At 60.4% G+C, this 22,231-nt stretch carries 22 protein-coding genes and 1 tRNA gene; 9 read left to right on the forward strand and 14 right to left on the reverse strand.

The genetic code is table 11. From position 1 onward, the window contains the following. Nucleotides 1-153: 153 nt before the first annotated feature. Both CYA_RS09115 and CYA_RS09120 read right to left on the reverse strand, forming a co-directional pair. Nucleotides 154-693: a DUF3611 family protein gene (locus CYA_RS09115; protein WP_011430754.1), complete on the reverse strand. Its 540-nt coding sequence runs from the start codon at nucleotides 691-693 to the stop codon at nucleotides 154-156. A gap of 111 nt (nucleotides 694-804) precedes the next feature. Further along, nucleotides 805-1,218 (reverse strand): DUF4168 domain-containing protein, encoded by a 414-nt coding sequence (locus CYA_RS09120; RefSeq protein WP_011430755.1) that lies wholly within the window; start codon nucleotides 1,216-1,218, stop codon nucleotides 805-807. Between the two features lie 339 nt (nucleotides 1,219-1,557). Here CYA_RS09120 and bchI point away from each other — a divergent pair, with 339 nt between their 5' ends. From bchI to CYA_RS09130, 3 genes are all read left to right on the forward strand, one after another. Beyond that, nucleotides 1,558-2,616: a magnesium chelatase ATPase subunit I gene (gene bchI / locus CYA_RS09125; RefSeq protein WP_011430756.1), complete on the forward strand. Its 1,059-nt coding sequence runs from the start codon at nucleotides 1,558-1,560 to the stop codon at nucleotides 2,614-2,616. A gap of 105 nt (nucleotides 2,617-2,721) precedes the next feature. Further along, a complete protein-coding gene (locus CYA_RS14170; RefSeq protein WP_011430757.1) occupies nucleotides 2,722-3,339 on the forward strand; it encodes an IS607-like element ISSoc2 family transposase in 618 nt (205 codons plus the stop codon). Then, a complete protein-coding gene (locus tag CYA_RS09130) occupies nucleotides 3,227-4,474 on the forward strand; it encodes an RNA-guided endonuclease InsQ/TnpB family protein (protein ID WP_148203198.1) in 1,248 nt (415 codons plus the stop codon). The genes CYA_RS14170 and CYA_RS09130 overlap by 113 nt, the downstream gene beginning before the upstream one ends. A 9-nt stretch (nucleotides 4,475-4,483) precedes the next feature. On the opposite strand, the gene CYA_RS09135 is transcribed toward CYA_RS09130, so the two are convergent. The 7 genes from CYA_RS09135 to ylqF all read right to left on the reverse strand — a co-directional run bounded on the left by CYA_RS09135 (nucleotide 4,484) and on the right by ylqF (nucleotide 12,208). Beyond that, nucleotides 4,484-5,152 (reverse strand): cofactor assembly of complex C subunit B, encoded by a 669-nt coding sequence (locus tag CYA_RS09135; protein ID WP_011430759.1) that lies wholly within the window; start codon nucleotides 5,150-5,152, stop codon nucleotides 4,484-4,486. Between the two features lie 57 nt (nucleotides 5,153-5,209). After that, nucleotides 5,210-5,734, reverse strand: a complete 525-nt coding sequence (locus CYA_RS09140) for a thermonuclease family protein (RefSeq protein ID WP_011430760.1) — start codon at nucleotides 5,732-5,734, stop codon at nucleotides 5,210-5,212. Nucleotides 5,735-5,877: 143 nt separating this feature from the next. Then, nucleotides 5,878-7,032 carry a homocysteine biosynthesis protein gene (locus CYA_RS09145; protein ID WP_011430761.1) on the reverse strand — a complete coding sequence of 385 codons (1,155 nt, stop codon included), beginning with the start codon at nucleotides 7,030-7,032 and terminating at the stop codon, nucleotides 5,878-5,880. 134 nt (nucleotides 7,033-7,166) lie between these two features. Beyond that, the gene (cpdA, locus tag CYA_RS09150) at nucleotides 7,167-7,961 is read right to left on the reverse strand and encodes a 3',5'-cyclic-AMP phosphodiesterase (RefSeq protein WP_041438436.1); all 795 of its coding nucleotides are present in this window, start codon (nucleotides 7,959-7,961) and stop codon (nucleotides 7,167-7,169) included. Nucleotides 7,962-8,178: 217 nt separating this feature from the next. After that, the gene (gene psbP / locus CYA_RS09155; RefSeq protein ID WP_071813523.1) at nucleotides 8,179-8,763 is read right to left on the reverse strand and encodes a photosystem II reaction center PsbP; all 585 of its coding nucleotides are present in this window, start codon (nucleotides 8,761-8,763) and stop codon (nucleotides 8,179-8,181) included. Nucleotides 8,764-8,857: 94 nt separating this feature from the next. Then, on the reverse strand, nucleotides 8,858-11,140 hold the full coding sequence (locus CYA_RS09160; RefSeq protein WP_011430764.1) for a RelA/SpoT family protein: 2,283 nt from the start codon (nucleotides 11,138-11,140) through the stop codon (nucleotides 8,858-8,860). A 198-nt stretch (nucleotides 11,141-11,338) separates the two neighbouring features. Beyond that, on the reverse strand, nucleotides 11,339-12,208 hold the full coding sequence (gene ylqF / locus CYA_RS09165; protein ID WP_011430765.1) for a ribosome biogenesis GTPase YlqF: 870 nt from the start codon (nucleotides 12,206-12,208) through the stop codon (nucleotides 11,339-11,341). Between the two features lie 179 nt (nucleotides 12,209-12,387). On the opposite strand from ylqF, the gene CYA_RS09170 reads away from it, so the two are divergent. Further along, nucleotides 12,388-12,873, forward strand: a complete 486-nt coding sequence (locus tag CYA_RS09170; RefSeq protein WP_011430766.1) for a 2Fe-2S iron-sulfur cluster-binding protein — start codon at nucleotides 12,388-12,390, stop codon at nucleotides 12,871-12,873. Nucleotides 12,874-12,879: 6 nt separating this feature from the next. Next, the gene (locus CYA_RS09175) at nucleotides 12,880-14,301 is read left to right on the forward strand and encodes an FGGY-family carbohydrate kinase (RefSeq protein WP_011430767.1); all 1,422 of its coding nucleotides are present in this window, start codon (nucleotides 12,880-12,882) and stop codon (nucleotides 14,299-14,301) included. A 382-nt stretch (nucleotides 14,302-14,683) separates the two neighbouring features. On the opposite strand, the gene CYA_RS09180 is transcribed toward CYA_RS09175, so the two are convergent. The 4 genes from CYA_RS09180 to CYA_RS09195 are packed head-to-tail and all read right to left on the reverse strand — an operon-like array spanning nucleotide 14,684 to nucleotide 18,003. Next, nucleotides 14,684-16,342, reverse strand: a complete 1,659-nt coding sequence (locus CYA_RS09180) for an ABC1 kinase family protein (RefSeq protein WP_011430768.1) — start codon at nucleotides 16,340-16,342, stop codon at nucleotides 14,684-14,686. Between the two features lie 37 nt (nucleotides 16,343-16,379). Beyond that, the gene (locus CYA_RS09185) at nucleotides 16,380-16,961 is read right to left on the reverse strand and encodes a peroxiredoxin family protein (RefSeq protein WP_011430769.1); all 582 of its coding nucleotides are present in this window, start codon (nucleotides 16,959-16,961) and stop codon (nucleotides 16,380-16,382) included. 37 nt (nucleotides 16,962-16,998) lie between these two features. Beyond that, on the reverse strand, nucleotides 16,999-17,436 hold the full coding sequence (locus CYA_RS09190; RefSeq protein ID WP_011430770.1) for an SRPBCC family protein: 438 nt from the start codon (nucleotides 17,434-17,436) through the stop codon (nucleotides 16,999-17,001). A 3-nt stretch (nucleotides 17,437-17,439) separates the two neighbouring features. Further along, nucleotides 17,440-18,003: a hypothetical protein gene (locus CYA_RS09195; RefSeq protein WP_011430771.1), complete on the reverse strand. Its 564-nt coding sequence runs from the start codon at nucleotides 18,001-18,003 to the stop codon at nucleotides 17,440-17,442. A 124-nt stretch (nucleotides 18,004-18,127) separates the two neighbouring features. Between CYA_RS09195 and CYA_RS09200 the strand changes: the two genes are divergently transcribed. Beyond that, nucleotides 18,128-18,212: transfer RNA gene (locus CYA_RS09200), tRNA-Ser, on the forward strand. Nucleotides 18,213-18,317: 105 nt separating this feature from the next. On the opposite strand, the gene CYA_RS09205 is transcribed toward CYA_RS09200, so the two are convergent. Further along, nucleotides 18,318-19,127, reverse strand: a complete 810-nt coding sequence (locus tag CYA_RS09205) for an RNA methyltransferase (RefSeq protein ID WP_011430772.1) — start codon at nucleotides 19,125-19,127, stop codon at nucleotides 18,318-18,320. Between the two features lie 66 nt (nucleotides 19,128-19,193). Here CYA_RS09205 and CYA_RS09210 point away from each other — a divergent pair, with 66 nt between their 5' ends. From CYA_RS09210 to CYA_RS09220, 3 genes are all read left to right on the forward strand, one after another. Then, nucleotides 19,194-19,769 (forward strand): hypothetical protein, encoded by a 576-nt coding sequence (locus CYA_RS09210; protein WP_011430773.1) that lies wholly within the window; start codon nucleotides 19,194-19,196, stop codon nucleotides 19,767-19,769. 6 nt (nucleotides 19,770-19,775) lie between these two features. Continuing rightward, entirely contained in the window at nucleotides 19,776-20,687 is a 912-nt protein-coding gene (lpxC, locus tag CYA_RS09215; RefSeq protein ID WP_011430774.1) for a UDP-3-O-acyl-N-acetylglucosamine deacetylase, read from the forward strand. 267 nt (nucleotides 20,688-20,954) lie between these two features. Then, complete coding sequence (locus tag CYA_RS09220; RefSeq protein ID WP_011430775.1) at nucleotides 20,955-22,181, forward strand: RNA-guided endonuclease InsQ/TnpB family protein; 1,227 nt, start codon at nucleotides 20,955-20,957, stop codon at nucleotides 22,179-22,181. The last annotated feature ends 50 nt before the right edge of the window (nucleotides 22,182-22,231 follow it).

A 22,231-nucleotide genomic window follows, 5' to 3' on the forward strand; every position in this document is an offset into this window, starting at 1 on the left:
TCTGCGATTGGCAACTACGGACTTTGGGACTGCTTTTGCTTACCCCTCTTGTTCTGGCGGGGGGATAGTTTTAGTTGGGGCAGGTTTGGGGCAGGCCGCTGCGCCGCAGGCCTGATTCTCTGCCTTGCAAAGCTGAGACTGGCTGGCTGGGGTTCAGGGCTCGCGGTCGAGGGCGCCGGTAATCCAGAGCACCCCTGCCAAGCAGACGAAGTGGGCAAAGGTAACGTTGATATTGGCAGCCAGCAGCAGCACTCCTGCCGTCTGGGTGCTCAGCGTGCGGGTAAACAGCCGCACCAGCAGCTCTCCCACCTGCGCCTCCATAGCGATGAGGGCCAAGAAAGCGCCGGTCAGGCTGACATAGGTAACCCATTGCAACTGCTTGGGCAGATCCAACTGGCTTGGGGTAGCGGCGGATACTGAGCGGCGCTCCGCCTGGATCAGGTAGCGCCAGTTAAAGAAGAGACCGGCTGCCAGGGTTAGAAGGGTAAACAGGGTAAACCAGAAGGCGATAAAGGCCCCCGTCGAGTCGTCGCGATAGAGGGTATTCTGGCCAACCAAAAATCCCAGCCAGAGCAGCAGAGCTGTTGCCCCCAGAACCGCCTGAAACCAGAACCCGAAGCGGCGCGTCAGGCGCAAGCGAGACTTCATGCGCTCGACAGCCACCCGTACTGACGGCGACATAGGCTCGTTCATCGCTCTCCCCCCGCTCTCTACGGACGAGCACTGACCTCCGCTTCCAGCCTACCGCTATCTTCCGTCCTCCGTCACATCCAGGCCAAAGCGCTGCAGGGGATCCAAGGGGGGTTAGGGTTTGGGGCTAGGGCTCACGCTGGGATCCCCGCTTTGCAGGCGCAGGATTTCGGCTTCGATGCGATGTCGGAGGGTTTTGCCTTCTTCGGAGCGAATCCACAAGGTAATGCGGTTGTATTCGGGCACGGTCATGCCGTGGCGGGTGATGATCTCGGTGGCGGTGCGAATGAACTCCCGCCGGATTTGATCTTTGCTGGCCGGATCCGCGGTGGCCTGGGAGCGCTGCTGGGCCTGTTGTCGGTGGGGCTCCATCTCCAGGACGATGCGGGCGTACTTGGCGACCTGTTCATCGGTCAAAACCAGAGAGGTGGCCGGGGTTTGGGCTACGGCAAGGGAAATGCCCAAGACAGGGATCCAAGTACAGGCCCAGATCAGGCCCACCAGCCCTTTTTGGGCCAAGTTGGGCATGGAGAATGCTGTCCACCGTCTCCGACTTGCTTGACCTGACACCGCTGCTATCTCCCCACCCGATAACTGGTCTTCAACAGGGTTGCTGGCGCTTTTGGGATCCTCCCTACTTTGGTGTAGCTCTCGCCTTTACCCAGCTTCAACCCACTCCGGGTATAGGCTCTGATGCTATCTGTTTTTCCCGGCAAAAGGCCAGGGATCCCAGAGCCTGCTTTTTATTTGACCGAAAAGCGGCCTTGAGGTTCCTGGTGCGGCCTTTCCATCTCTTTCCTGCCCATCTCGACGGCCCAGGGGGAGTGGCCTCTGGGATAATGGGGGTAGATGCTCGTTGTTGCCTCTATGAACTTGGAACGTCGCCCGGTTTTCCCGTTTACCGCCATTGTCGGCCAGGAGGAGATGAAGTTGGCCCTGCTCCTCAACGTCATCGATCCCCGCATCGGCGGGGTGCTAATCATGGGGGATCGCGGCACGGGCAAGTCCACCACCATCCGCGCCTTGGCCGATCTGCTGCCCCAGATCGAGGTTGTCAAGGGGGATCCGTTCAACAGCCACCCGCGGCAGCGGGATCTGATGAGCGACCAGGTGTGGGAGCGCCTGCAGGCGGGGGAAACCCTGGAAACCACCTGGATCCAGGTGCCGATGGTGGATCTGCCCCTGGGAGCCACGGAAGACCGGGTCTGCGGCACTCTCGACATCGAGCGCGCCTTGTCTCAGGGGGTGAAGGCTTTTGAGCCGGGGCTCTTGGCCAAGGCCAACCGCGGCATCCTCTACGTGGACGAGGTCAACCTCCTGGACGACCACCTGGTGGATGTCTTGCTGGATGCGGCGGCCTCTGGCTGGAACACGGTGGAGCGGGAAGGGATTTCCATTCGCCACCCGGCCCGCTTTGTCCTGGTGGGATCCGGCAACCCTGAAGAGGGAGAATTGCGGCCCCAACTCTTGGATCGCTTCGGCATGTTTGTCCGCATCGAGACGGTGCGGGATCCGGCCCTGCGAGTGCAGATCGTGGAGGAGCGCAGCCAGTTCGACGCCGACCCCCAGGCTTTTCTGGCCAAATACGCCGAGGCCCAGCAGCGCCTGCGGGAGCGCATTGAAAAGGCCCAGCACCTCTTGCCGACTGTGATGGTGGATCCTGAGTTGCGCCTGAAGATCTCCGGCGTGTGTGCGGCGCTGGAGGTGGATGGGCTGCGGGGCGATATCGTCACCAACCGGGCAGCCAAGGCGTTGGCAGCTCTGGAGGGGCGCAGCGAGGTCACCGTTGCCGATATTCGCCGGGTCATCAGCTTGTGTTTGCGCCACCGCCTGCGCAAGGATCCGCTGGAAACCATCGACTCCGGCTACAAGGTCGAGAAGGCCTTTAGCGAGGTGTTTCAGGTGAGCCTGGAGAGCGCCGCTTAGCTCTCACCCCCAGCCCCTCTCCCCCTGGGAGAGCATGACTCTAGTCAATGATACGCTGGACTATACTGAAAATAATGTACAATATGTTCAGTATGGCTGCTTGGTATGGCTAGATATGTAAAACCGAGAGAAGCGGCGGATTATTTTGGGGTGTGTCTCCACACTTTGAGGCGATGGGAACAGAAGGGCTGGATCCATGCAGTACGTACACCATCTGGTAGAGCGAGAAGGTATGACCTCGACAGCTACATTGGCCTCCGGCCCGCTGACGCGAACAGAGCGCCCAAGAAGGACAAACGAGTCGTTTTGTACGCCCGAGTCAGCAGTCGAGGGCAGAAACCAGACTTGGAGAGACAGATTGCAAGACTGGTTAACCTCTATCCTGGAGCCGAAGTGGTCGGAGAGGTTGGCGGCGGTCTCGACTTCAAAAGACCAAAGTTCCTTGCCTTATTGGAACGAGTTCGTGCGGGAGATGTCGGAACAATTGTGGTCGCTCACAGGGATCGACTCTGCCGGTTTGGATTTGAGTTCGTTGAGTGGTACTGCCGTCAATACGGGTGCGAAATCTTGGTTCTCGATGACGATCACCTTTCTCCCCAGCAGGAACTGGTTGAGGATATCCTCACCATCCTGCACTGCTTCAGCAGTCGGCTCTACGGACTCAGAAAATACCGGGCTGCAATCGAGAAAGATACGGATTTATCCGGAGCCAGCGCTGGCTAAAGTCTGGAAGCAGTGGCAAGCGGCGTGCCGGTACTGCTACAACCAAGCGATTGCCTATCAGCGTCAGCATGGTGCCCCAAAAACGGCCAGAAAGCTGCGGGACATCATCCTGCGCTCCGACCTGCCCGGGTGGGTGAAGGACGCCCCCTGCCACATCAAGCAGAACGCGGTCGTCGAGGCGTGGTTGGCGTTCCGCCGAAGCAAAGACGCGAGGTTTCGCAGTGTGCGGGACAGGTCGCATACGCTGCAATTCAACGCCGGCAACTTTCGCAATGGGACGTGGTATCCGAAACTCACCCGAGGTTTGGCGTTCCGTGCATCCGAGGAGATGCCCAGAGAATGGGCACGTGGAACTGAGCTAATGCGGGTGAAAGACAGATGGTATGCCATCTTTCCTGAGCCCGTGAACGAGCAGTGTTCGTTAGCAAAGGGGGTGATCGCACTTGATCCTGGAGTAAGAAGTTTCCTTACAGGGTTTGATGGGGCGGGCTTTGTAGATATCGCCAAGGGAGACTTTGGCAGGATCGTTCGGCTGTGCTACCACCTAGACGATCTGCAATCTAGGCTGAGTAAAGCACCGAGACCCAAGCGTAGGCGAATGCGGCAAGCGGCGTTTCGTCTGCGGGAGAGAATCAGGAACTTGGTGGACGAGTGCCATCGCAAGGTAGCGGCGTTCCTAACGGATAACTACCGATTGATATTCCTCCCCACTTTCGAGTCAGCCAAGATGGTTGCCAAGGCAGGGAGGAAGTTTGGTAGCAAGACAGCAAGGGCGATGCTCACCTGGGCGCACTATCGGTTCAAGCAGCTCCTGAAGTTTCAAGCCAAGAAGAAAAACGTGGTTGTCGTGGAAGTATCGGAAGCGTACACCAGCAAAACCTGTACCAAGTGCGGGCACATCCACACCAAGTTGGGTGGCGCAAAGGTGTTTAGATGCCCAAAGTGCAACCATAGGCTACCACGAGATTGGCAAGGCGCTCTGGGTGTTATGCTCAGGGCTTTGCGGGATACCGCCTTTCTGTTTGGACTCCGTCCGAGTAGCGCGGTCGCGTCAGCATCGCGTAGTGACAACGGAAACGGACAGAATGCTATCGCTTCACCGCTGAGCAGTAATGCTCAGCAGTGTTCAGCGTAAATGTATCAGCTAGGCAAATAGGGCTTCCAGTTTGTCGGCGATGGCGGCAACCCAGGCCCGCTCCTGGCGGCTGAAGCTGCGCGGCCTGTCGCTGCCCAAAATGAGGCATCCCCTCTGGCCGATGGGCTGGCAGAGAACTGCCTGGGATCCGGGGGGCAACAGGCCGTCGAACTCGGCGCGGGCGGGGAAAAATCTCAGATCCCCCAGGTAGAGGGGCTGACGTGTCTCCAATACCTGCTGCAGGGTGCCCTGAAGCTGCAGGGAGGGCAAGTGGCCGGGGCTGGCCAGGATCCCCCGCTGCAGCAGGGTGCGCCCCTCCACCCAGATCACCACGGTGCGGGCGGCGGTGGTGCTGAGCAGGGTGTGGGAAGCCCAGGCCAGCTCCAGTTTTTCCCTCTCGGACAGATCCGGGTGCCAGTCGCAACCTGGACTTCCCTGCAGGGGGGCAGCCTGGGGAGGACGCGGCTGGATCTGCTGCCACAGCAGGCCGGTCAAGATCAAAACAGCGCTGAGGAGGATCCCCAAGGCGTCGGAGCGGGACTGGCTGGCCAGCAACTCCGGCGTAAACAGCAGGCGATTGGCCAGCACAAGGACGCTGCCCAGAAGGCCGGTCACCAAAGGCAGCCGCCTCAGCCAGCGATTGGGATCCCGGGAAGCCGGAGTGGATTTAACCCTCAAAGCAGGCAGACGTCTCTCAGAGTGCCCAGTAAACCCAGTCTAGAGCTATCCAAGGCGTCAGAGGCGGCTCCAGATGCCGAGGCGCTCTTGGCGGGCTCTTTTTTGCAGGCCACCGAAGTAGCTGTCGTATTTGATGTTGTGGCTGTAGGGAGCGATGCGGGCCAGGCCGTTGCGCACCAGCATAGCGTTCATCTGCTGGCCCTCCAGCCAGACGTAGGCCTCCACCAAGCCGGTGGCATCCACATTGCGCAGCAGCTTATCCCCTTCCAGCTTGACGGTGCGGTGCAGGATGCGCTCCCGCATCAGCTCAATTGCTTGCTGGTAAAAGGGATCCTCCTCCGGGCTAAGACCTTGGATCCCGGCCAGGCGGATGAGGCGCAATTTCTGTTCCCCTTCGACCTGCACCACCAGCGTGTCACCGTTGACCACGCTCACCACCACTGCATCCGGGTAGCGATCAAAGTAGTGGTTGTCGAAGTAGAAGGGGGTATCGGGCACAACCCGCCGCTCCCCAAAGCCGTGGCCGGGCAGGGCCAAGAGCCATCCCAACACCGCAGAGCCAACAGCAATACGCCGGAACATGTCTTTCCCCCTTGCGGATAGCGGCTCCCCTCCCCCAGGGAGCGTTTGTCGGCAACACCTAAGGCGTAATGGTAGCGGCAACTGCCTGGAAGACAACCCCTTGCCAGGGATCCGATGGCCGGTTTGGGAGATGGGGATTCCTACTATGGGTGGGGGTTCTGGGCGAGAAACTCCCGATCCAAGGATAGGGGAGCAACCGGCTGGGTGAGCGTAAACTGACCGCTTACAATCCATTGTTTGAGGATCTCAGCAACTTGCATCGAGCGGCGCAGGCTGGCCAGGGGAGCGGTGCGCACCTTGCGGCCGTTGAGGGTGATGTGGCCGGATTTGAGCTGGGCATAGCTCACCAGGCCAAAGGTGGGGCGCACCCGCCGGGGGATGGAAAAGTCGATCACCGGCGCCACCAGCTCCTCATCCCGGATGGCGATGGGCTCCAGATCGGCGGGGGAAAGGATGGGGATGGGGATCCCAACCCCCAACATCAAGCTGGGGCCGTAGTTGCGGAAGTAGCAGCCCCGCACCCATTCGGCTTGCATCTGTTTGGCGTCGCCAATGAGGGCCAAGGTGGCGGCAGGGCCGATGGGGGTTTGGTTGGGCAGCCGTTTTTGCCGCGGGAAGTGTTGGGTGCCTTCCCAGGCGATGTAGCCGATGCCGCCCCCCAGAAAGATGCGGCTGCCGATCCCCACCCGGCGCAGGAGGGGGTCGTTGAGGAGGGGGGAGAGCTCACCTGGATTGGAATAGACGGCATTGCCCAGGTGCGGCTCCAGCAGGCCCAAATAGGTGTACAGGGGCCGATCCCCGCCGTTGACGCCGACAATGAAGTTTTGGTAGGCGTTGCGGGGGTTGAACAGGTAGAACTGGTTGAGCTGATCCCGCGTCAGGGTGGTCTCGTAGTCAGCGCGGGGATAGCAGTCGGTTACCTGGCCAACAGCCCGCAGGTGCACCCGCTTGCCGGCCACCAGATCGGCGATAACGTGGCCGCCCCCGTAGGGGTGATCGGCTTGCTCGCTGGGCTGGGCTGCCCCTAGGTAAAGATCCACGGCGCCAAAGCCGGCATAGGCGGGCACCCCATTTAGCCAAGCCTGGCGAATCTTGATCGGCGGATCCGTATGGCCCAGGTTGAGGATGGCCCCCGACGACTCCATCGGCTCAAAGGTGCCCGTGGTTACCACATCCACCTGCTCAAAGGCCTCCTCAAGGCTGAGGGTGGCCAGCTTGGCCTTGGCTTCCAGGGCCGTCCACACCCGCACCTGGCCTTTGGCAATGCGCCGGTTAATTTCTTCTAGAGTTCTTTCCATCGCCTTCAAAAGATGGCAAGGGTCTGGGCAGATCTCCCTCCCAGAGGGGCCACAGCGCCAATCAATATCAATAGCTTAGAGAGCCCAAAGGCGCTCGAGGGGGGAGGGTTGCCGTCGGCTGAGAGGGGGATCTTTCAGTACCCTTTCAGAGCTAGGTTGGGCATTTGCAGGGCGGCTTCCACCCGTTGCACCTGGGTTTTGAAGCTGCCATCCTGCTCCAGCCATATCTGCCTCAGGGCCGGGGGGATCACGTCCAGGCTAAACCGAGAGCTTTTGGGGCGAAATTGCACACAGGTGGAGGGACAGGCAAAGTAATCGACCCCCTGCCGGCGGCGGTGCAGGTCTTGGTGGATGTGGCCGAAGATCACCAGGCGAATGTGGTCGAACTCGTCCAAAACCTGAAACAGCCGCTCCGGCTGCTGCAGGGCACTCTGATCCAGCCAGTCGGAATCCACCGAGAAGGGGGGGTGATGCAGGGCCAAGAGAACATGGTTCTGGGCAGCCTGGCTGCGCTGCAGCTCCTGGCGGAGCCACAGCAAGGCGCCATCCGTTAGGTAGCCGCTGTCTTTGCCCGGCACCAGAGAGTTCAACAAAATAAAGCTCCAGTTCTCTCGGCTGAAGCTTTTCTCCCGGTGTACTCGCTCGGCGCAGAGCTCTGAGTTCATGTTATGAAGGCGATCGTGGTTTCCCGCCAGCCAATAGGTGTCGATGGGAAGAGCTCGCAGATGCTCCCGCAAACGGGCATAGGCGGCGGCGCTGCCATCCTGGGCGAGATCCCCGGTGAGCAGCAGCAGATCGGGCAAGGGATCCAAGGCGGCAATGGCCTTTTGCACCTGCAGGAAAGAGGTCTCCGTGTCCACCCCCAACAGCCGCTGGTGCGGCTTGGCAAACAGATGCAGGTCGCTGATCTGAACCACGTATACGGTCATAGACCAGACTGAAGGGGGATAGAAGCCCATCTCTGCAGATTTAAAACATTACCGTTTTAGCAGCAGATGTCTCGCCTGGGATCTGAAGAGCCAATTCGATCTCAATTGGTACAACCTTTATATGGATTGGGCATTGATGCAATTTCTGCAATCAGGCCTGCCTTGGCTGAGGCTTCCTAGAGCAGCTAAGATTCTCAAAAAATCTTGGAGAAAAGTCTTAAGAGACATTCAAAGAATGGCCCACATTCCTGAAGGCAGCCTGCACCTGCGGCCAGCGGGATTCTTGGGTGGAGGCAGTCAGAGTATAGAGGCGATGGTGGCGCACGGTTACCGTCACTACCTCGTGGCGGAGCTGGGATCCGATATCGGTTTGGTACTCAAACAGGTAGTAGGGCCGGCCTTGCCGCTCAAAAGCTTCGGCGGCCAACAGCTTGGTCGAGCGACCAGAGCCTTCCGGGGCGATGATCTTCTCCGCCACCAATTGCCCCACCTCGTCCGGGCCACCCAGATCGGCAATCGTCTCTCCCTTATCAAAGGGGGCAATCATCAGGCTGACGTTCTCCGTCTCGTAGACCAAGTCGCGCAGAAGCACCGCTGGCCCTTTCCCTGGCCCCAAGTTCACTGCCACCATGCCGTTGGGATAGGCAAAGGCAAAGGCTCCGCCAGGATCCCTGTAGGCGCGCAAGTTAGAGCCTGCGGAGCAGGCACCGGTGAGCAAGCTGAGGCAAACACAGAGCAGTAACAACACCCCAGAGAGCCGCTGTCCGAATCGGGCAAGATGCCCACCTTGTGCTGCTGACATGCCGGGATCCTCCGCTCAGATTGGTTACCCATCTCAATCATCCTAATATGGGCGCCTCCTCTCGAACCAGCGAAAAAAAGACCCTAGAAGTTCTTCAGCGGGATCCGTTCTGGTAGTGGCGGGAGCGCAACACCAGCACATCCGAGAGCTGGCGCAATTGACTCTGAACTTGGTCGAGCTGTTTTTTGTCCCGCACATCAATACAGAGATCGATCAGAGCCGTACGGTTGGCAAAGGTCTGCACCCTGGCATTGCGCACATTAATGCTCTGATCCGAAAGACGGGAAAGGATGTCCCGCAGCACGCCAACGCGGTCAATGACCTCCAGGCGCAGTTCCACAGGGTAGATCTGGGTGCTCTGCCGTAATTGCTCCTCGTTCCAGCGCACCGGCACCAGCCGCTCCCCCGGAACCTGAGCCACCCGCGGACAATCGCGATGATGAATGGTGATACCCTTGAAGCGGGTAACCACGCCCAGGATGGGATCCCCTGGCAGCGGGTTGCAACATTTGGCCAACTGGTGTTTCAGACCCTCCACCCCCAGGATGGGAGATTGGGATCGGCTGGAACCTCGGCTCCCATTGGCCCGCGGCAGCAGCAGCTTGGCTTCCTCAAGGGATCCCTCCTCTGGCGGGGGAGAGACTGCCGGCTTGCTCACCTCCTGCAGCCGATGGAGCACCTGCGTGGGGGTGACCTCTCCATAGCCCAGCGCCGCCAGCAGGTCGTCCACGCTGGTGTAGTTGAGCTTCTCGGCCACCTTTTGCATCCGCTCCGACTTGAGCAGCGCATCGAACCCCGTTTTGCCCAGCTCCCGCTCCAGCAAGTCCCGGCCCCGGGCGATGTTTTGCTCGCGATTGCAGCGCTTAAACCATTGGCGAATGCGGTTGCGGGCCGAGCTGGTGGCTACAAAATTGATCCAGTCCAGGCTGGGGTGGGCGTTCTTGTGGGTGATGATTTGGACAATGTCGCCATTGCGCAGGCGGGTATTCAAGGGCACGATCTTGTTGTTCACCCGCGCCCCGGCACAGTGATCCCCAATTTCAGAGTGAATGCGATAGGCAAAGTCCACCGGGCAGGATCCCTGGGGCAGGGCCAGCAAGTCTCCTTTGGGCGTAAAGACGTAAACCTCGCTCTCAAATAGGTTCTCGCGAATGGTGTCCAGGTATTCTTTGTCGTCCTTGAGGTCGTTTTGCCACTCCAACAGTTGCCGCAGCCAGGTAAAGCGCTCTTCCTCGGGCTTTACGGGGGTGCTGCCGGCTTCTTTGTACTTCCAGTGGGCGGCAATGCCGTATTCGGCCACGCGGTGCATCTCTTCGGTGCGGATCTGCACCTCCACCGGTCGGCCCTGTAGGCCGATCACAGCCGTATGCAAAGATTGGTAGCGGTTGGCCTTGGGCAAGCCAATGTAGTCTTTGAAACGACCCGGAATGGGGCGAAAACAGTTGTGAACGACCGCCAGCACCCGGTAGCATTCGCTCACGGTTTGCACGATAACCCGCACGGCCAGGAGATCGTAGATCTCGTGAAATTCTTTGCGCTGCTGCTGCATCTTGCGGTAGATGCCGTACAGGTGCTTGGGCCGCCCGCTAATCTCAAAGTGCTCTAGCCCCCCTTGAATGAGGTGCTTCCGCAGCTCTTCAATAAACGCTTGGATCTCTGCCTCTCGCTCGCTACGCTTGGCGTTGACCAGCTCTTGAATCTGGCGATAGGCTTCGTAGTCCAGGTACTTAAAGGCCAAGTCTTCCAGTTCCCACTTGAAATGCCAGATCCCCAGCCGGTTGGCCAAGGGGGCGAAGATCTCCATAGTTTCGGCTGCAATCTGTTTTTGCTTGTGGGGGGGCAGATATTGCAGCGTGCGCATGTTGTGCAAGCGATCCGCCAACTTGACCACAATGACCCGGATATCCTTGGCCATGGCCACAAACATGCGGCGGAAGTTTTCTGCTTGCTGCTCCGTTTTGCTGGAGAAATTAAACTGAGAAAGCTTGGTTACCCCCTCCACCAGCAGGCGAACCTCAGGGCCAAATTCGGCCTCTAGGGCCTCCAGGGTAACTTCCGTATCTTCGACAACATCGTGCAGAAGGCCAGCAGCTACGGTAACGGCGTCACCCCCCAACTCCCGCAACAGGCTGGCCACGGCCACCGGATGGGCGATGTAGGGATCCCCTGATTTCCGCTTTTGGCCCTTGTGCAAACAGTAGGCAAACTCGAAGGCCCGGCGCAGCAAATCTGCCTCTTCCGCCGTGTAGGATCGCAGCCCATCGCCGAGATCTTCAGCGCCTGAAAGCAAAGCCCGCAGCCATCCCGGCACCTCAAAATCCAGGCTATTTAGGTCAAAGCCTCCCTCTAAGCTGGCGGCAACAGCAGGCTGACCCATGGGAATCTAGCAAGGAGGATGGTTTACTCCCTGGAGTTTCTTACAGCCTATCCCCAACTTTACCCGTCCGCAGGCAGGTTAAAGGCAAAAAGCGCTGCGAAAAACTTCAGGGAAAAATCTGGCGCAGTGTTAGTATTCTAGTTCCATCCTATCACTCACTCTGCCGCATCTCGTAGCAACATATACAGACAGATGAAGCTAGCCTCTTGCTAGAGGGCTAGAGCTGGGAGGAATTTGCAAAGCTAGAGGCCCTAGCCATCCCTTGCGATAGTCGTTGAGAATTTGCCTTGCCGCTCGTTCGGCATCCCCTCGATACCGCCGCTCTGCGAGATCTTGCACTGCCACGCTGCCAGGGGGGATCGGGTCGGGCCAGCCGTAGCGCTGTTGCAGCAGGGCTTGGGCCTGGGGCTGCACCTGCAGCAGTTGATCCACGAAGTAGGCGGCCACCTGCTCAGGATCGTAGGCTGCGGCGCCGATGTCATCACAGATGGCCAGCAGGGAGGCTGCCTGTTGATCCGGCAGCGAAGGCGGGAGGATGCCCGGCGAGTCCAGCAAATCCAACTCCCCCCCTAGCCGTACCCACTGCAGTTGCCGGGTTACCCCAGGGCGCGCAGCGCTCTCGACGGCTCGCCGTCCCAAAAGTCGATTCAACAAGGCAGACTTGCCCACATTGGGAAAACCCACCACCACGGCCCGGACAGCCCGCGGCCGCATGCCCCACCGTTGCCGCCGCTCGTTTACCGCTTGCCCCATCTGTAAGATGGCTTGCTTGAGGCGGGGCACCCCTTCTCCCGATTGACCGTTGGTGGGATAGACCGGGATCCCTTGCTGCGAAAAATGCTCCTGCCACGCTTTGAGATCCCTTGCCGCAATGGAATCGGCTCGGTTAAGCGCCAAGAGGCGAGGTTTTTCCCCCAGCCACTTGTCCAGCTCAGGGTGACGGCTGGCCAGCGGGATCCGCGCGTCCACCACTTCAATTGCCACGTCCACCAGCCGCAATTGTTCCCGCAACTGGCCAATGGCCTTGGCCACATGGCCGGGATACCACTGGATGGGCGGAGAGCTCATGCCGCCAAAACCTTGGAAAAGCTCGACGGCTACGCAAACAAGGACAGGATCTACTTTAGCCTGCCCAGCCCGCTCCTTCCCAATCCCAGGGCGAGTAAAAAATAATACAGTATAGGTGTGACTAGGATCCCTTGCCAGGACAAGCTAACGTTAAGGGATGTAACAACGAAGGAGAGACAATGGTCAAGCGGGTGCGGTTGGATCCCATTGCTCAGGTGTCGGAAGTGGCCACCAACAGCAACTTGCTCTCGGTGCTGTTGCGGGAAGAGCTGAATGTCTTGAAAGAGTGCGGCGGGCGCGGCCTCTGCGCCACCTGTCATGTGTATGTAAAAGAGGGGATGGAATCGCTCTCGGCCATGACCCCCCGGGAGCAGCGCACCTTGGAGGTGATCACCACTCGTAAGACCAATTCCCGCCTAGCTTGTCAAGCGCGGGTTCTGGGGGAAGGGGTGGTGGTGGAATTGCCGGTGGGAATGTACGCCAATGCTCTCAAGGATATCGAGGTGCTCATTGGGCGGCGGGCCGAGCAGCCCATCTTGCACCCTATCACTGGTGCTGTGTTGGTGCAGGCAGGAAAGCTGATTACCCGTTCGGTGCTGGAGTCGGTGAAGAACCTCGATCTAGACATCCAAGAGGCTTTGGCCCGCAGCAGCCGAGATTTCTAGAGCTCTATGGGACCTGTATTTCTCGGGATCGACCTAGGCACTTCGGGAATGCGGGTGGTGGCCCTTTCAGAAGCGGGGGAGGTGGTGGGCAAAAGCGAGCGCTCCTGGGATCCCCCAGAAACCAACCCGGGCCGCTGGCTGCGCACCCTGAAGACGCTGCTGGCACACCTGAAGACCCAACTGGGGGATCGCTACGCCATCGTTGCCCTCAGTGCCTGTAGCACCTCTGGCACGGTTTTGCCGGTAGACGGGCGGGGCATGCCGCTGGATCAGGCCTGGCTGTATTCCGACCTGCGGGGACAGGCCCAGGCCCGGCGCTTGGGGATCCCGGCCAGTTGGGGGCTCAGCCGCTGGCTGTGGTGGGCAGAAGCCCATCCTGATCAATACCGGGACAGCTACCTGGCCCACCCGGCGGACTTTCTCCTGAGCCAACTGGGAGGCCGCCGGCGGGTAACCGATCACACCCATGCCCTAAAAAGCGGCTTCGACCTGGAAACCTACACGTGGCCGCGGGAGTGGCTGTCTCGCCATGGCCTCGACCCCAAGCGCTTTCCTGAGGTGGTGGCGCCAGGAACGGTTCTGGGAACGGTGCGGGCGGAGTGGGAGCTGGGGCCAGAGGTGCTGATTGCTGCCGGGATCACCGATGGCTGCGCCGGACAGTTGGCCGCAGGGGCTACTCGCTTGGGGCAGGTTGCCACCAGCCTGGGCACAACCCTCATCTTCAAGGCCAACAGTGCTGTTCGCGTGAGCGGGACGGAGTCCTATCCCGTGCAAACGCAAAGCCTCTACTCCCATCTGCACCCCGACCGAACCAGTTGGTGGCCAGGAGCAGCCTCCTTCTGCGGCGGCGGGGTCTTGCCCCACTTCTTCCCCGGCGGCAACTTTGCTGCCCTGGATCGGCAGGCGGAAGCCCATCTGCCCACGGGCTTGGTCAGCTATCCCCTCTGCCGACCCGGCGAGCGTTTTCCCATCCTGGATAGTGAATTTGCCGGCTTCTTGCCCCAGGCGGAAGTGGGATCCCCTCGCTTCTATGCAGCTCTCTTGGAAGGGGTGGCAATGGTGGAGCGGCTGGGGCTGGAGACCTTGGCCGCCCACGGGATCCCCATAGAGGGAACGCTGTTGACCACCGGCGGCGGCTGCAAAAGCCCTCTGTGGCTGCGCCTGCGCGCCAGCCTCCTTGCCCGCCCCTTAGCAGTGGTCAAGCACCCCGAGGCCGCCGTAGGGGCAGCTGTCCTGGCCGCCTCGGCCTATTGGTGCTGCTCGGTGCAGCAGGCTGCCGATCGGCTGGTGCAGGTGGAACGCCTCATCCAGCCCGATCCCGAGTGGGTCAAGGCCTATACCGAGATCTACTCGGAGTTCCTTAGCCGCCTTCCTAATTTCTGGAGATTCCCTGAAGGGAGAGCCGCTAACCCGCTACTCACTGGGTAGCAGGTTTTCTTTTGTTTCCAATTTCTAGGGATCCCCCCGAAGGGGGAACCATCCGGGATGTTGCCCGGATACTCGGGCGGGTCCATCTGTTTCCAATTTCTAGGGATCCCCCCGAAGGGGGAACTCTACCCTTATTAAACCCAAGCGGGGCAAGGAATGCAAGGCCTATTTGCGAGGGGGTCGGTCGAAGAGGGCAAAAAAAGGCCTTGCAGAGGAGGGGTGAGAGGCCTGAAAGCCTTGTGGCGCAAGGCATCGAGCGGGTCAACGAAAAAATCGGCTTTTGCGGGTTTTGGCGAGGCGCTCGCAGAAGCGTTGATACCGTTTTTATGTGCTTTTGGCAACATGGCTAGGATCGGGATCCCTGGCAAGTCCGAGCTAGGGGCTAATTGCGCAGGCGACCGGAGCGGAGGATGCTGAGGATGAGCCACAGTCCCAAGAGGCTGGCGGCGCCAAAAAGCAGCTCGCTCAGCCAGAAGACCTGGAAGCGCTGGGTTTGCGCCGAGATGATGGCGGCGCCGATAATCAGGGATCCGACCAGGATGCTGTAGGAGAGGCGGTTGGCCGACTGATCCAGGCTGATGCGGAGGTCTTCCAGCTCTTGGATGGTGAGGTTCCAGCGTTGGGTTTCCGAGGTGATGCGGCTAAGCAGCACTTCCAATTGCCGCGGCGACTGCAGCGAGAGGTTTTTCAGGTCCAAGGCTGTGCGCAGCAGCGAGGGTAGGGGAGCTTCCCCCAGCAACTGCTGCCGAAACACGTCCGCCATCAGGGGGCGAATTTGCTCCGGCAGATTGTAGTCTGGGGTGAGCTGGCGGGCGATCCCTTCCAGATTGGCCAGGGCCTTGGCGCACAGCCCCAGGTTGCCGGGGATGCGGATCTGGTTGCGCCGCGCTGCTTGCAGGATCTCGGAGAAAAGCTGGCTAAAATCCAGCTCGGCCACAGTTAGGGTGTAGTACTGCCGCAAAAGACGCTCGTATTCCCGCTGCAACTGGGCCAGGCTGACGGCGGGATCCCGCAAGCGGCCCCTGGGGCTTTCCGGCAGGGCCAGCTCCAGGGTGAGTTCGGCACAGCGCTGGGCATCCAGGCTGACGATGGCCAAAATCAGCTCCAGCACAATCTGCTGCGTGCGCGGATCCAGCCGCCCAATCATGCCGCAGTCCAAGAGGGCTACGCGACCGGATCCCAAATAGAACAAGTTGCCGGGGTGGGGATCGGCGTGGAAGTAGCCGTCGATGCAGATCTGCTGGAAAAAGGCGCGGGTGAGCAGGCGGGCAAGCTGCTGCGGCTCGGCGTCGCTGCGATCCGCCTCCAGGAGTGGCTTTCCTTCGATCCACTCCAGGGTCAGCACCTTGGGGGTGGTAAGAGCCCAATAGACGCGCGGCACCACCAGTTGGTTGGGATCAAACCAACGGCCAGCCTGCAGGCGTTGCCGCAGCTGCTCCGTGTGGCGGGCTTCCTGGGTAAAGTCCAGCTCCGCCTGAATGGCCCGGCAAAACTCATCCGCCAAGGCCACCACGTCTGCCAGCCGGCCAAATTCTGTTTGCGCCACCAATTCAGCAATGCTGCGGATGAGCCTTGTATCCCGCTCTACTATTGCCTCCACGCCGGGCCGCTGGATCTTGAGGGCCACCGCTTCGCCGCTGACGAGATGGGCGCGATGGACCTGGGCAATGGATCCCGCCGCCACCGCTTCCGTGTCGAGGCTGCTGAATACCTGTTCCAGCGGCTTTCGCAACTGCTGGCGCAGCAGGATCTCCACCGCGTTCCAGGGCACGGGGGGCACATTGCTCTGCAGGGTGCTGAGGGCCTCGATATACTCCCGCGGCAGCAGGTCGGGGCGGGTGCTCAGCAACTGGCCCAGCTTCACATAGACCGGCCCCAGATCCACCAGGATGTTGCGCAGCACCAGGGGTGGTGGCAGTTGCGGCTCTTCCGCCTTGCCCAAAGAGAGCAAGCGCCGCATGTAGTCCCAGCCGTGGCGCAGGACTACTTCTAGGATCTCCGCCTGACGGGCGCTATTCTGGGCCAGCCGCGCAAAGACCACCTCTTTCCTCTCCTCTTCCGGGCTTGCCTAGGAAGGCTTAGAAAAAGGGCACGGGAGCCACCCGGCGGGTTCCATCCCAGCCGCTGGCTAGCCCTTCTCGCAAGACCCGCAGCACCTCGTCGGTGCTGGCGTTGGGCTCGGCAAAGGAGAAGAGGTGCTTATAGCGCAGCCTCCCTTCGCGATCCACGATGAACTGGCCTGGCAGGGGCGCCCCCAGGGCTTGGCCGACGCCGTAGAGCCGAAAGGTTTTGCACTCCGGATCCACCAGCAGCGGATAGGGCAGTTCCAGGTCGGCTTGGATCTGTTGGCTTTGCACCGGGTCGGTGCTGGTAACCATCAGCAGCTCTGCTCCCAGAGCCCGGATCTCCTCGTAGCGGGCCTTCAGCTCCTGGATGTGGGGGTAGCAGAAGGGGCAGAAGAGCTTTTCTGTAAAGATGCGGGTAAAGGCCAGAACCACCGGCTTTTGGCCGCGGTAGTCCGACAGGCGCACGGGATCCCCGTGCACATTGGGCAGCTCAAAGTCAGGGGCCAGCTCGCCAATCTGCAGAGGGCTGTTGGCCGGCTGGGGGATGAAGTTGTCGAAAAAGCGACGGTTGAACAGGCTGCTGTTGCTGGTCATTGCCATTTTTTACGTTTCTTTACTACCTGCCACCAGCCTAACCCAAAGCCTCGGCCACTGCCTTTAGCCGTCGCAGTTGTGCCCGCATGTCGTGCCGGGTCAGCTCCGCTGCCACCAGATAGAACCCTGCCGCCACCCAAGGGTTGGGGATGCAAAACTCAAAGCGGTTTACCAATAGCGTTCCCAGCGGCTGGGGGCAACATTCCCAGCGGTCGGTGCCCTGAAAAAAACCCTCAAACTGCCACTGCACCAGGCCCTCGGCCCGCTCGGCGATCACGCAGTCTAGGCTGGGGGAAACCAGCGGCAGGCGCAGGAAAAAGCGGTAGCGGCTGCCCAGTTGCCCAGTGGGGGATCCCAGCGCCTCACAGCTCAACAGGGGGTTGAGCCAGCGCCGCATCAGCGCTGGATCGATTAGACAGCGCTCCACCTGGGCCACGCCAGCGGCAATTTCAATCGCTTGAGTATAGACGGGCATGCTCTAGGGAGCGGCTGCAGCGGCAGGCTGCGCTTCGCCGCCAGGGACGACGGTACTCAGCAAAATCAGGATATCGCGATACTCCACCTGATCCGGCCCGCGGCGGGGGGATCCCACTTGGATGACCGCCTGCTGGGGCGGCCTGTCGGGGCGAGGGGGAGACTCGAACACCAGCGTGCGGATGCCGCCGGCCTGCTCGAGATCGGAGAGGAGATCCCAGCCCCGGCCCCAGAGGGTGCGGCGGTAGTAGGCGGCGATCTCCGAGAGAGGTTGAGAGGTCTGCAAAATCAGGGAGGCAAGCCCTCCTTCCTGATCCCAAATTTGCCCCGAAGAGATGACGGTGGCGTCGGGCAAGCGCAACTGGTGCGGGAAGTGGGGAGGGAGAGCGCGGGTATCGCCCACGGAAGCCTCAAAATGGGTGCCATCTTCGCCGATGTGGCGCAGCACCGGATCCGGGGGGGCAGCTTCGGAAGGAGATGCGTCTGGCCAAGGGCGACAGGCAGCCAACAACGCTAGCGACAGCCAAGCCAGAAGTTGCACCTGACCTGGGCAAAAATGTCCTCTCATCGCATAGCCAGGGATCCCTCAGTGGGTTATAGCGGATCCCCATTCCTCCCCACAACCCGTTAGCAGGGATAGCAGGACCCCTCGAGCTGCACAAGCGGCAACTGCACAGCCTAAGATAGGTTCTGGAGAGGTGTCCGAGTGGTTTAAGGAAGCAGTCTTGAAAACTGTCGTGGCGCAAGCCACCGTGGGTTCGAATCCCACCCTCTCCGTCAAATCAAGTTTGCCGCAGGAAGACCATCCAGACCTAGCTGGATTCCCTTGTCTCAGTTCCCAGAGGTTTGTTTTCAGAGGCAGCCGGCCAGAGGCCGCGGCAGCTAGGATCCACTCTCAGCAGGATGAGGATCCTCTTTTTTTGGGGGTTCTCGAGGAGAAGATTTTTGGCTCCACTGGAGTTGTCGCAGGATCCCGCGTAACAGGGCCACCTCGGACACGATCAGGCCGGCGCGGTGAAAGAGGGCGCGCAGCTTGAGCATCTTGCGGCGAGCGGTGTGGGGGTGCAGGTAGCCAATTTGCAGCAACAGCGCCTCCAGGTGGCCGAAAAAACCCTCCAGCAGCTCGAAGGGAGCCGGCTTTGAGATCCCAGAGCTGGTCACTGGCGGGGGAAGATTCTGGCAGAGGAGGGTGCGCAGCTCGTAGCAACAGATGCCCACTGCCTGGGCCAAGTTCAGGGAAGGGTAGGCCGGATCGGTGGGGATCTGGATCTGGCGATGGCAGAGGGCCAGCTCTTCGTTGCTCAAGCCCCGATCTTCAGGGCCAAACACCAGAGCGGCAGGGCCGGCAGCCAGCAGCTCCGGGAAAGCCTGGCGGGGAGACTGAATTTGCCATTCGGGCGGGTAGGGCTCGCGGCGGCCTGCTGTCCCGAATACCTGCACACATCCCTGAAGGGCCTCGGCTAAGGTTGGCACCTGCCGGGCTTGGCGGAGCAAGTCCGTCGCATGCACGGCCATGGTGACTGCTTCTGCGTCGAGGGGATCGCATTGGGGATCCACCAACACCCACTGCCGCAGGCCCATGTTTTTCATCACGCGGGCAATGGCCCCGAGATTGCGCGGCCCTGCCGGCCGCACTAACACAAGGCGTACCTGCGCCAATCGCTCCTGAGCCCAGTTGGACGATGCCGGCATTGCTCAGAAATCGCAGATAGGGATCCCCTAAAGTAGAGGAGTTAGATCTTGTCATAGATTGCGCCGATGGGATCCGCCTACCGCCGTTGGCTGAGTTGGATGTGCCTATTGCTGCTGGGGTGCTGCTGGGGATCCCCAGCCTTGGCTGCCCATTCGTCGCTCTCCCCAGCAGCAGAGCCGACTCAGGTGTCGCCCCAGCTCGTTCGCGATAGCGGTGCGGAGCACTTTTCTCTGGCCGAGGCGCGACAGCGGCTGGAAGCCATTGCCGAGGCCATGCGCTCGATCCGCCTATGCAGCCGCCCCAACTGCCGTTACCGCGATATCTCCGTCGAGGTTCGACCCATAGCAGGAGCCGAGCCGCCGGAGTACGAGGGCCGCATCGACGCCGCCATCGACCGCCCCTCCGGTAGCTTGGACAGGGCCCACTACCGGCTGCGATTTCGGGGGGGGCGTTGGCAGTTGTTGGGGGGGGAAGAGGTTTCCGATGTCTCCTCGTTTTTCTTTGAGGGAGATACTTACGAGGTGTTCAGCGCCTACGGCAGTCGCAAAGGCAAATTGGCAGACGCCAGCAGCAGCCTGCGCGTTGGCTATCGGGAACTCTACTATCGCGTTTTCGACCGGGGCCAAGAGCGTTGGCCATAGAGACCTATGAGAGAACAACAACACACCTTGGCCAGCTCTATTTCCCTAGAGGGGGTGGGCCTGCACACCGGCCTGCCGGTTCGCTGTAGCCTGCATCCGGCCCCTGCCAGCAGCGGTCGAGTCTTTGTGCGGGTGGATCAGCGGGGCTCCCCTCCCATCCCCGCTCGGTTGGGATCCCTGGCCCCTGCCGCTCTCTGCACCCGTCTACAGCAGGGATCCCCCCCTGTCCAGGTGCAGACGGTGGAACACTTGTTGGCCGCTCTTTACGTGCTGGGCATCGACAACTGCCGCATCGAGGTGGAGGGGCCGGAGCTGCCGATTCTGGATGGCTCCGCCCTGCCCTTTGTGGAGGCCGTTGCCCAAGCCGGGATCCTGGCCCAGGAGCAGCCGGCCCTGCTGGGGGTGATCCAGGAGCCGGTCACGGTCTGGGCAGGGGAAGCCTTTGTCAGCGCCGTGCCCTACCCCGGGTTTCGCTTTACCTATGGCATCGATTTTGCCGACTGCCCTATCGGCCAACAGTGGCTGAGCTGGCGGGAGAACAGGGCGGACTTTGTCCAATCCATTGCCCCGGCCCGCACCTTCGCCCGCCAACAGGATGCGGAGCTGGCCCACCAACAGGGGCTGATTCAGGGGGGCAGCTTGGAAAATGCTATCGTCTGCAGCAAAACCGAGTGGTTGGGGCCGTTGCGCTTCCCGGATGAGCCGGTGCGCCATAAGCTGATAGATTTACTAGGAGATCTCAGCTTGTTGGGCTGCCGCTTGCAGGGGCACATTGTGGCCTACAAGGCGGGCCACGCCCTCCACCACCGTTTGGCTGAGCAGTTGCTCAAGAGTGGATCCCTGCAGGTGGAGCCAGCTCAAGAGCAAGCAAGGGATCCCCTTTGCCTCGGTGGGGTGGAATCTCGCTCTTCGTTTTGAGGGGGATCCCGGCTGCTGGGATGGGTGAAAAGTTCCTGGCCTGCTGCAATTTCTCTGTGCGGCCTTGCTTTGGGTTCAATGCCCGCCCATGCGGGCTTTAGCTAATCCGCCGTTCGCGCTAGCGGGACGTAGTCCTGGAAGCCCCGCTCTGTACCCCCCAGTCCCCCAGCCCCCCAGTCCCCCCGTATACGGGGGGATATAGGGGGGGCGGGCCGGTCAGAGTCAGGATGAGAGGCGGGAGCGTTCAACAGGTACAATGCATTCATCATGAGAACCGCTTACCAGTACCGCTTGCGCCCTACTGCTAGCCAAGTCGCCCTGATGGGTGAGTGGCTGGAGCTGCTGCGTAAGCAGTACAACTATCGCCTGGCAGAACGGTTCAACGGGTGGGAGCAGAATCGCTGCAATATCCATGCCTGCTCCTTGACGGTCTGCCATCTGCCTGAGTTGAAAGACAAGCCCGATTTCGACTCACAGAAACGAGACTTGGTAAACACAAAGGCTCTCTTCCCCGAATACCAAGCGATTCATTCCCAGGTGCTCCAAGACTGTGTAGAACGAGTGCAAAGAGCGTTTGACCGATGGCTAAAAGGTGACTGTAACGGCAAGCGGGCAGGCAGGCCCAGGTTTAAGGGTGTTGGGCGGTATCGCTCCTTCACCTTCCCTCAGATGAAGCAGGACTGCATTCGAGGGCAGTTTATCCATCTGCCCAAAATTGGGCCGGTCAAGCTGGTCCAACACCGTCCTTTGCCTGAGGGGTTTGTTATCAAAACGGCCACCATCACCCGCAAGGTGGATGGGTGGTACGTCACCTTGAGTTTGCAGGATTCGTCTGTCCCGGAATGGAGCCCTGACACGCCAACGTGGGAAAACACGATGGGGATAGACCTGGGGCTAAGCTCTTTCTTGGTCACCGATGAGGGTGAGGCGGTTGAGGTTCCTCAGCATTACCGTAGGGCGCAAAAGCCCCTCAAGCGGCTGCAACGGTCTGTATCGCGCAAGCAGAAGAGGCCAAACCGCTACCAGAAAGCGGTCAAGAGGTTGAGCAAGGCACATCAGAAAGTAGCCAACCAGCGCCGAGATTTTCACCACAAAACTGCCCGCAAACTTTTGCAGACAAGAAAGCACATAGCCCATGAGGCGTTGGACATCAAAGGTCTGGCGAGGACTCGACTGGCCAAATCTGTGCATGATGCTGGGTGGGGGCAGTTCCTGCAAATTCTGGCAGCCAAGGCTGAAAGAGCTGGGCTGTTGACGATTGCAGGGGATCCCCGCGGCAGCAGTCAAGGGTGCTCGGGGTGTGGTCGTGAGGTGCCCAAAAAGCTGCATGAGCGGTGGCACGATTGCCCCTCCTGCGGGCTAAGGCTGTCACGGGATCACAACTCGGCGCGAGTTATCAAATCCAGAGCGGTGGGGCGTCCCGTTCTTCAAGCTCAGGAAATGTCCTGCCATTGGGCAGGAGTCACTGTTGGCGAAGCGTGGCGTAAGCCATGAAGCCTGCACTCTATGCGTCAGCATGAGTGCGGGAGTACGTCACGGTTTCA

This window comes from Synechococcus sp. JA-3-3Ab (assembly GCF_000013205.1).
Taxonomy (GTDB): domain Bacteria; phylum Cyanobacteriota; class Cyanobacteriia; order Thermostichales; family Thermostichaceae; genus Thermostichus.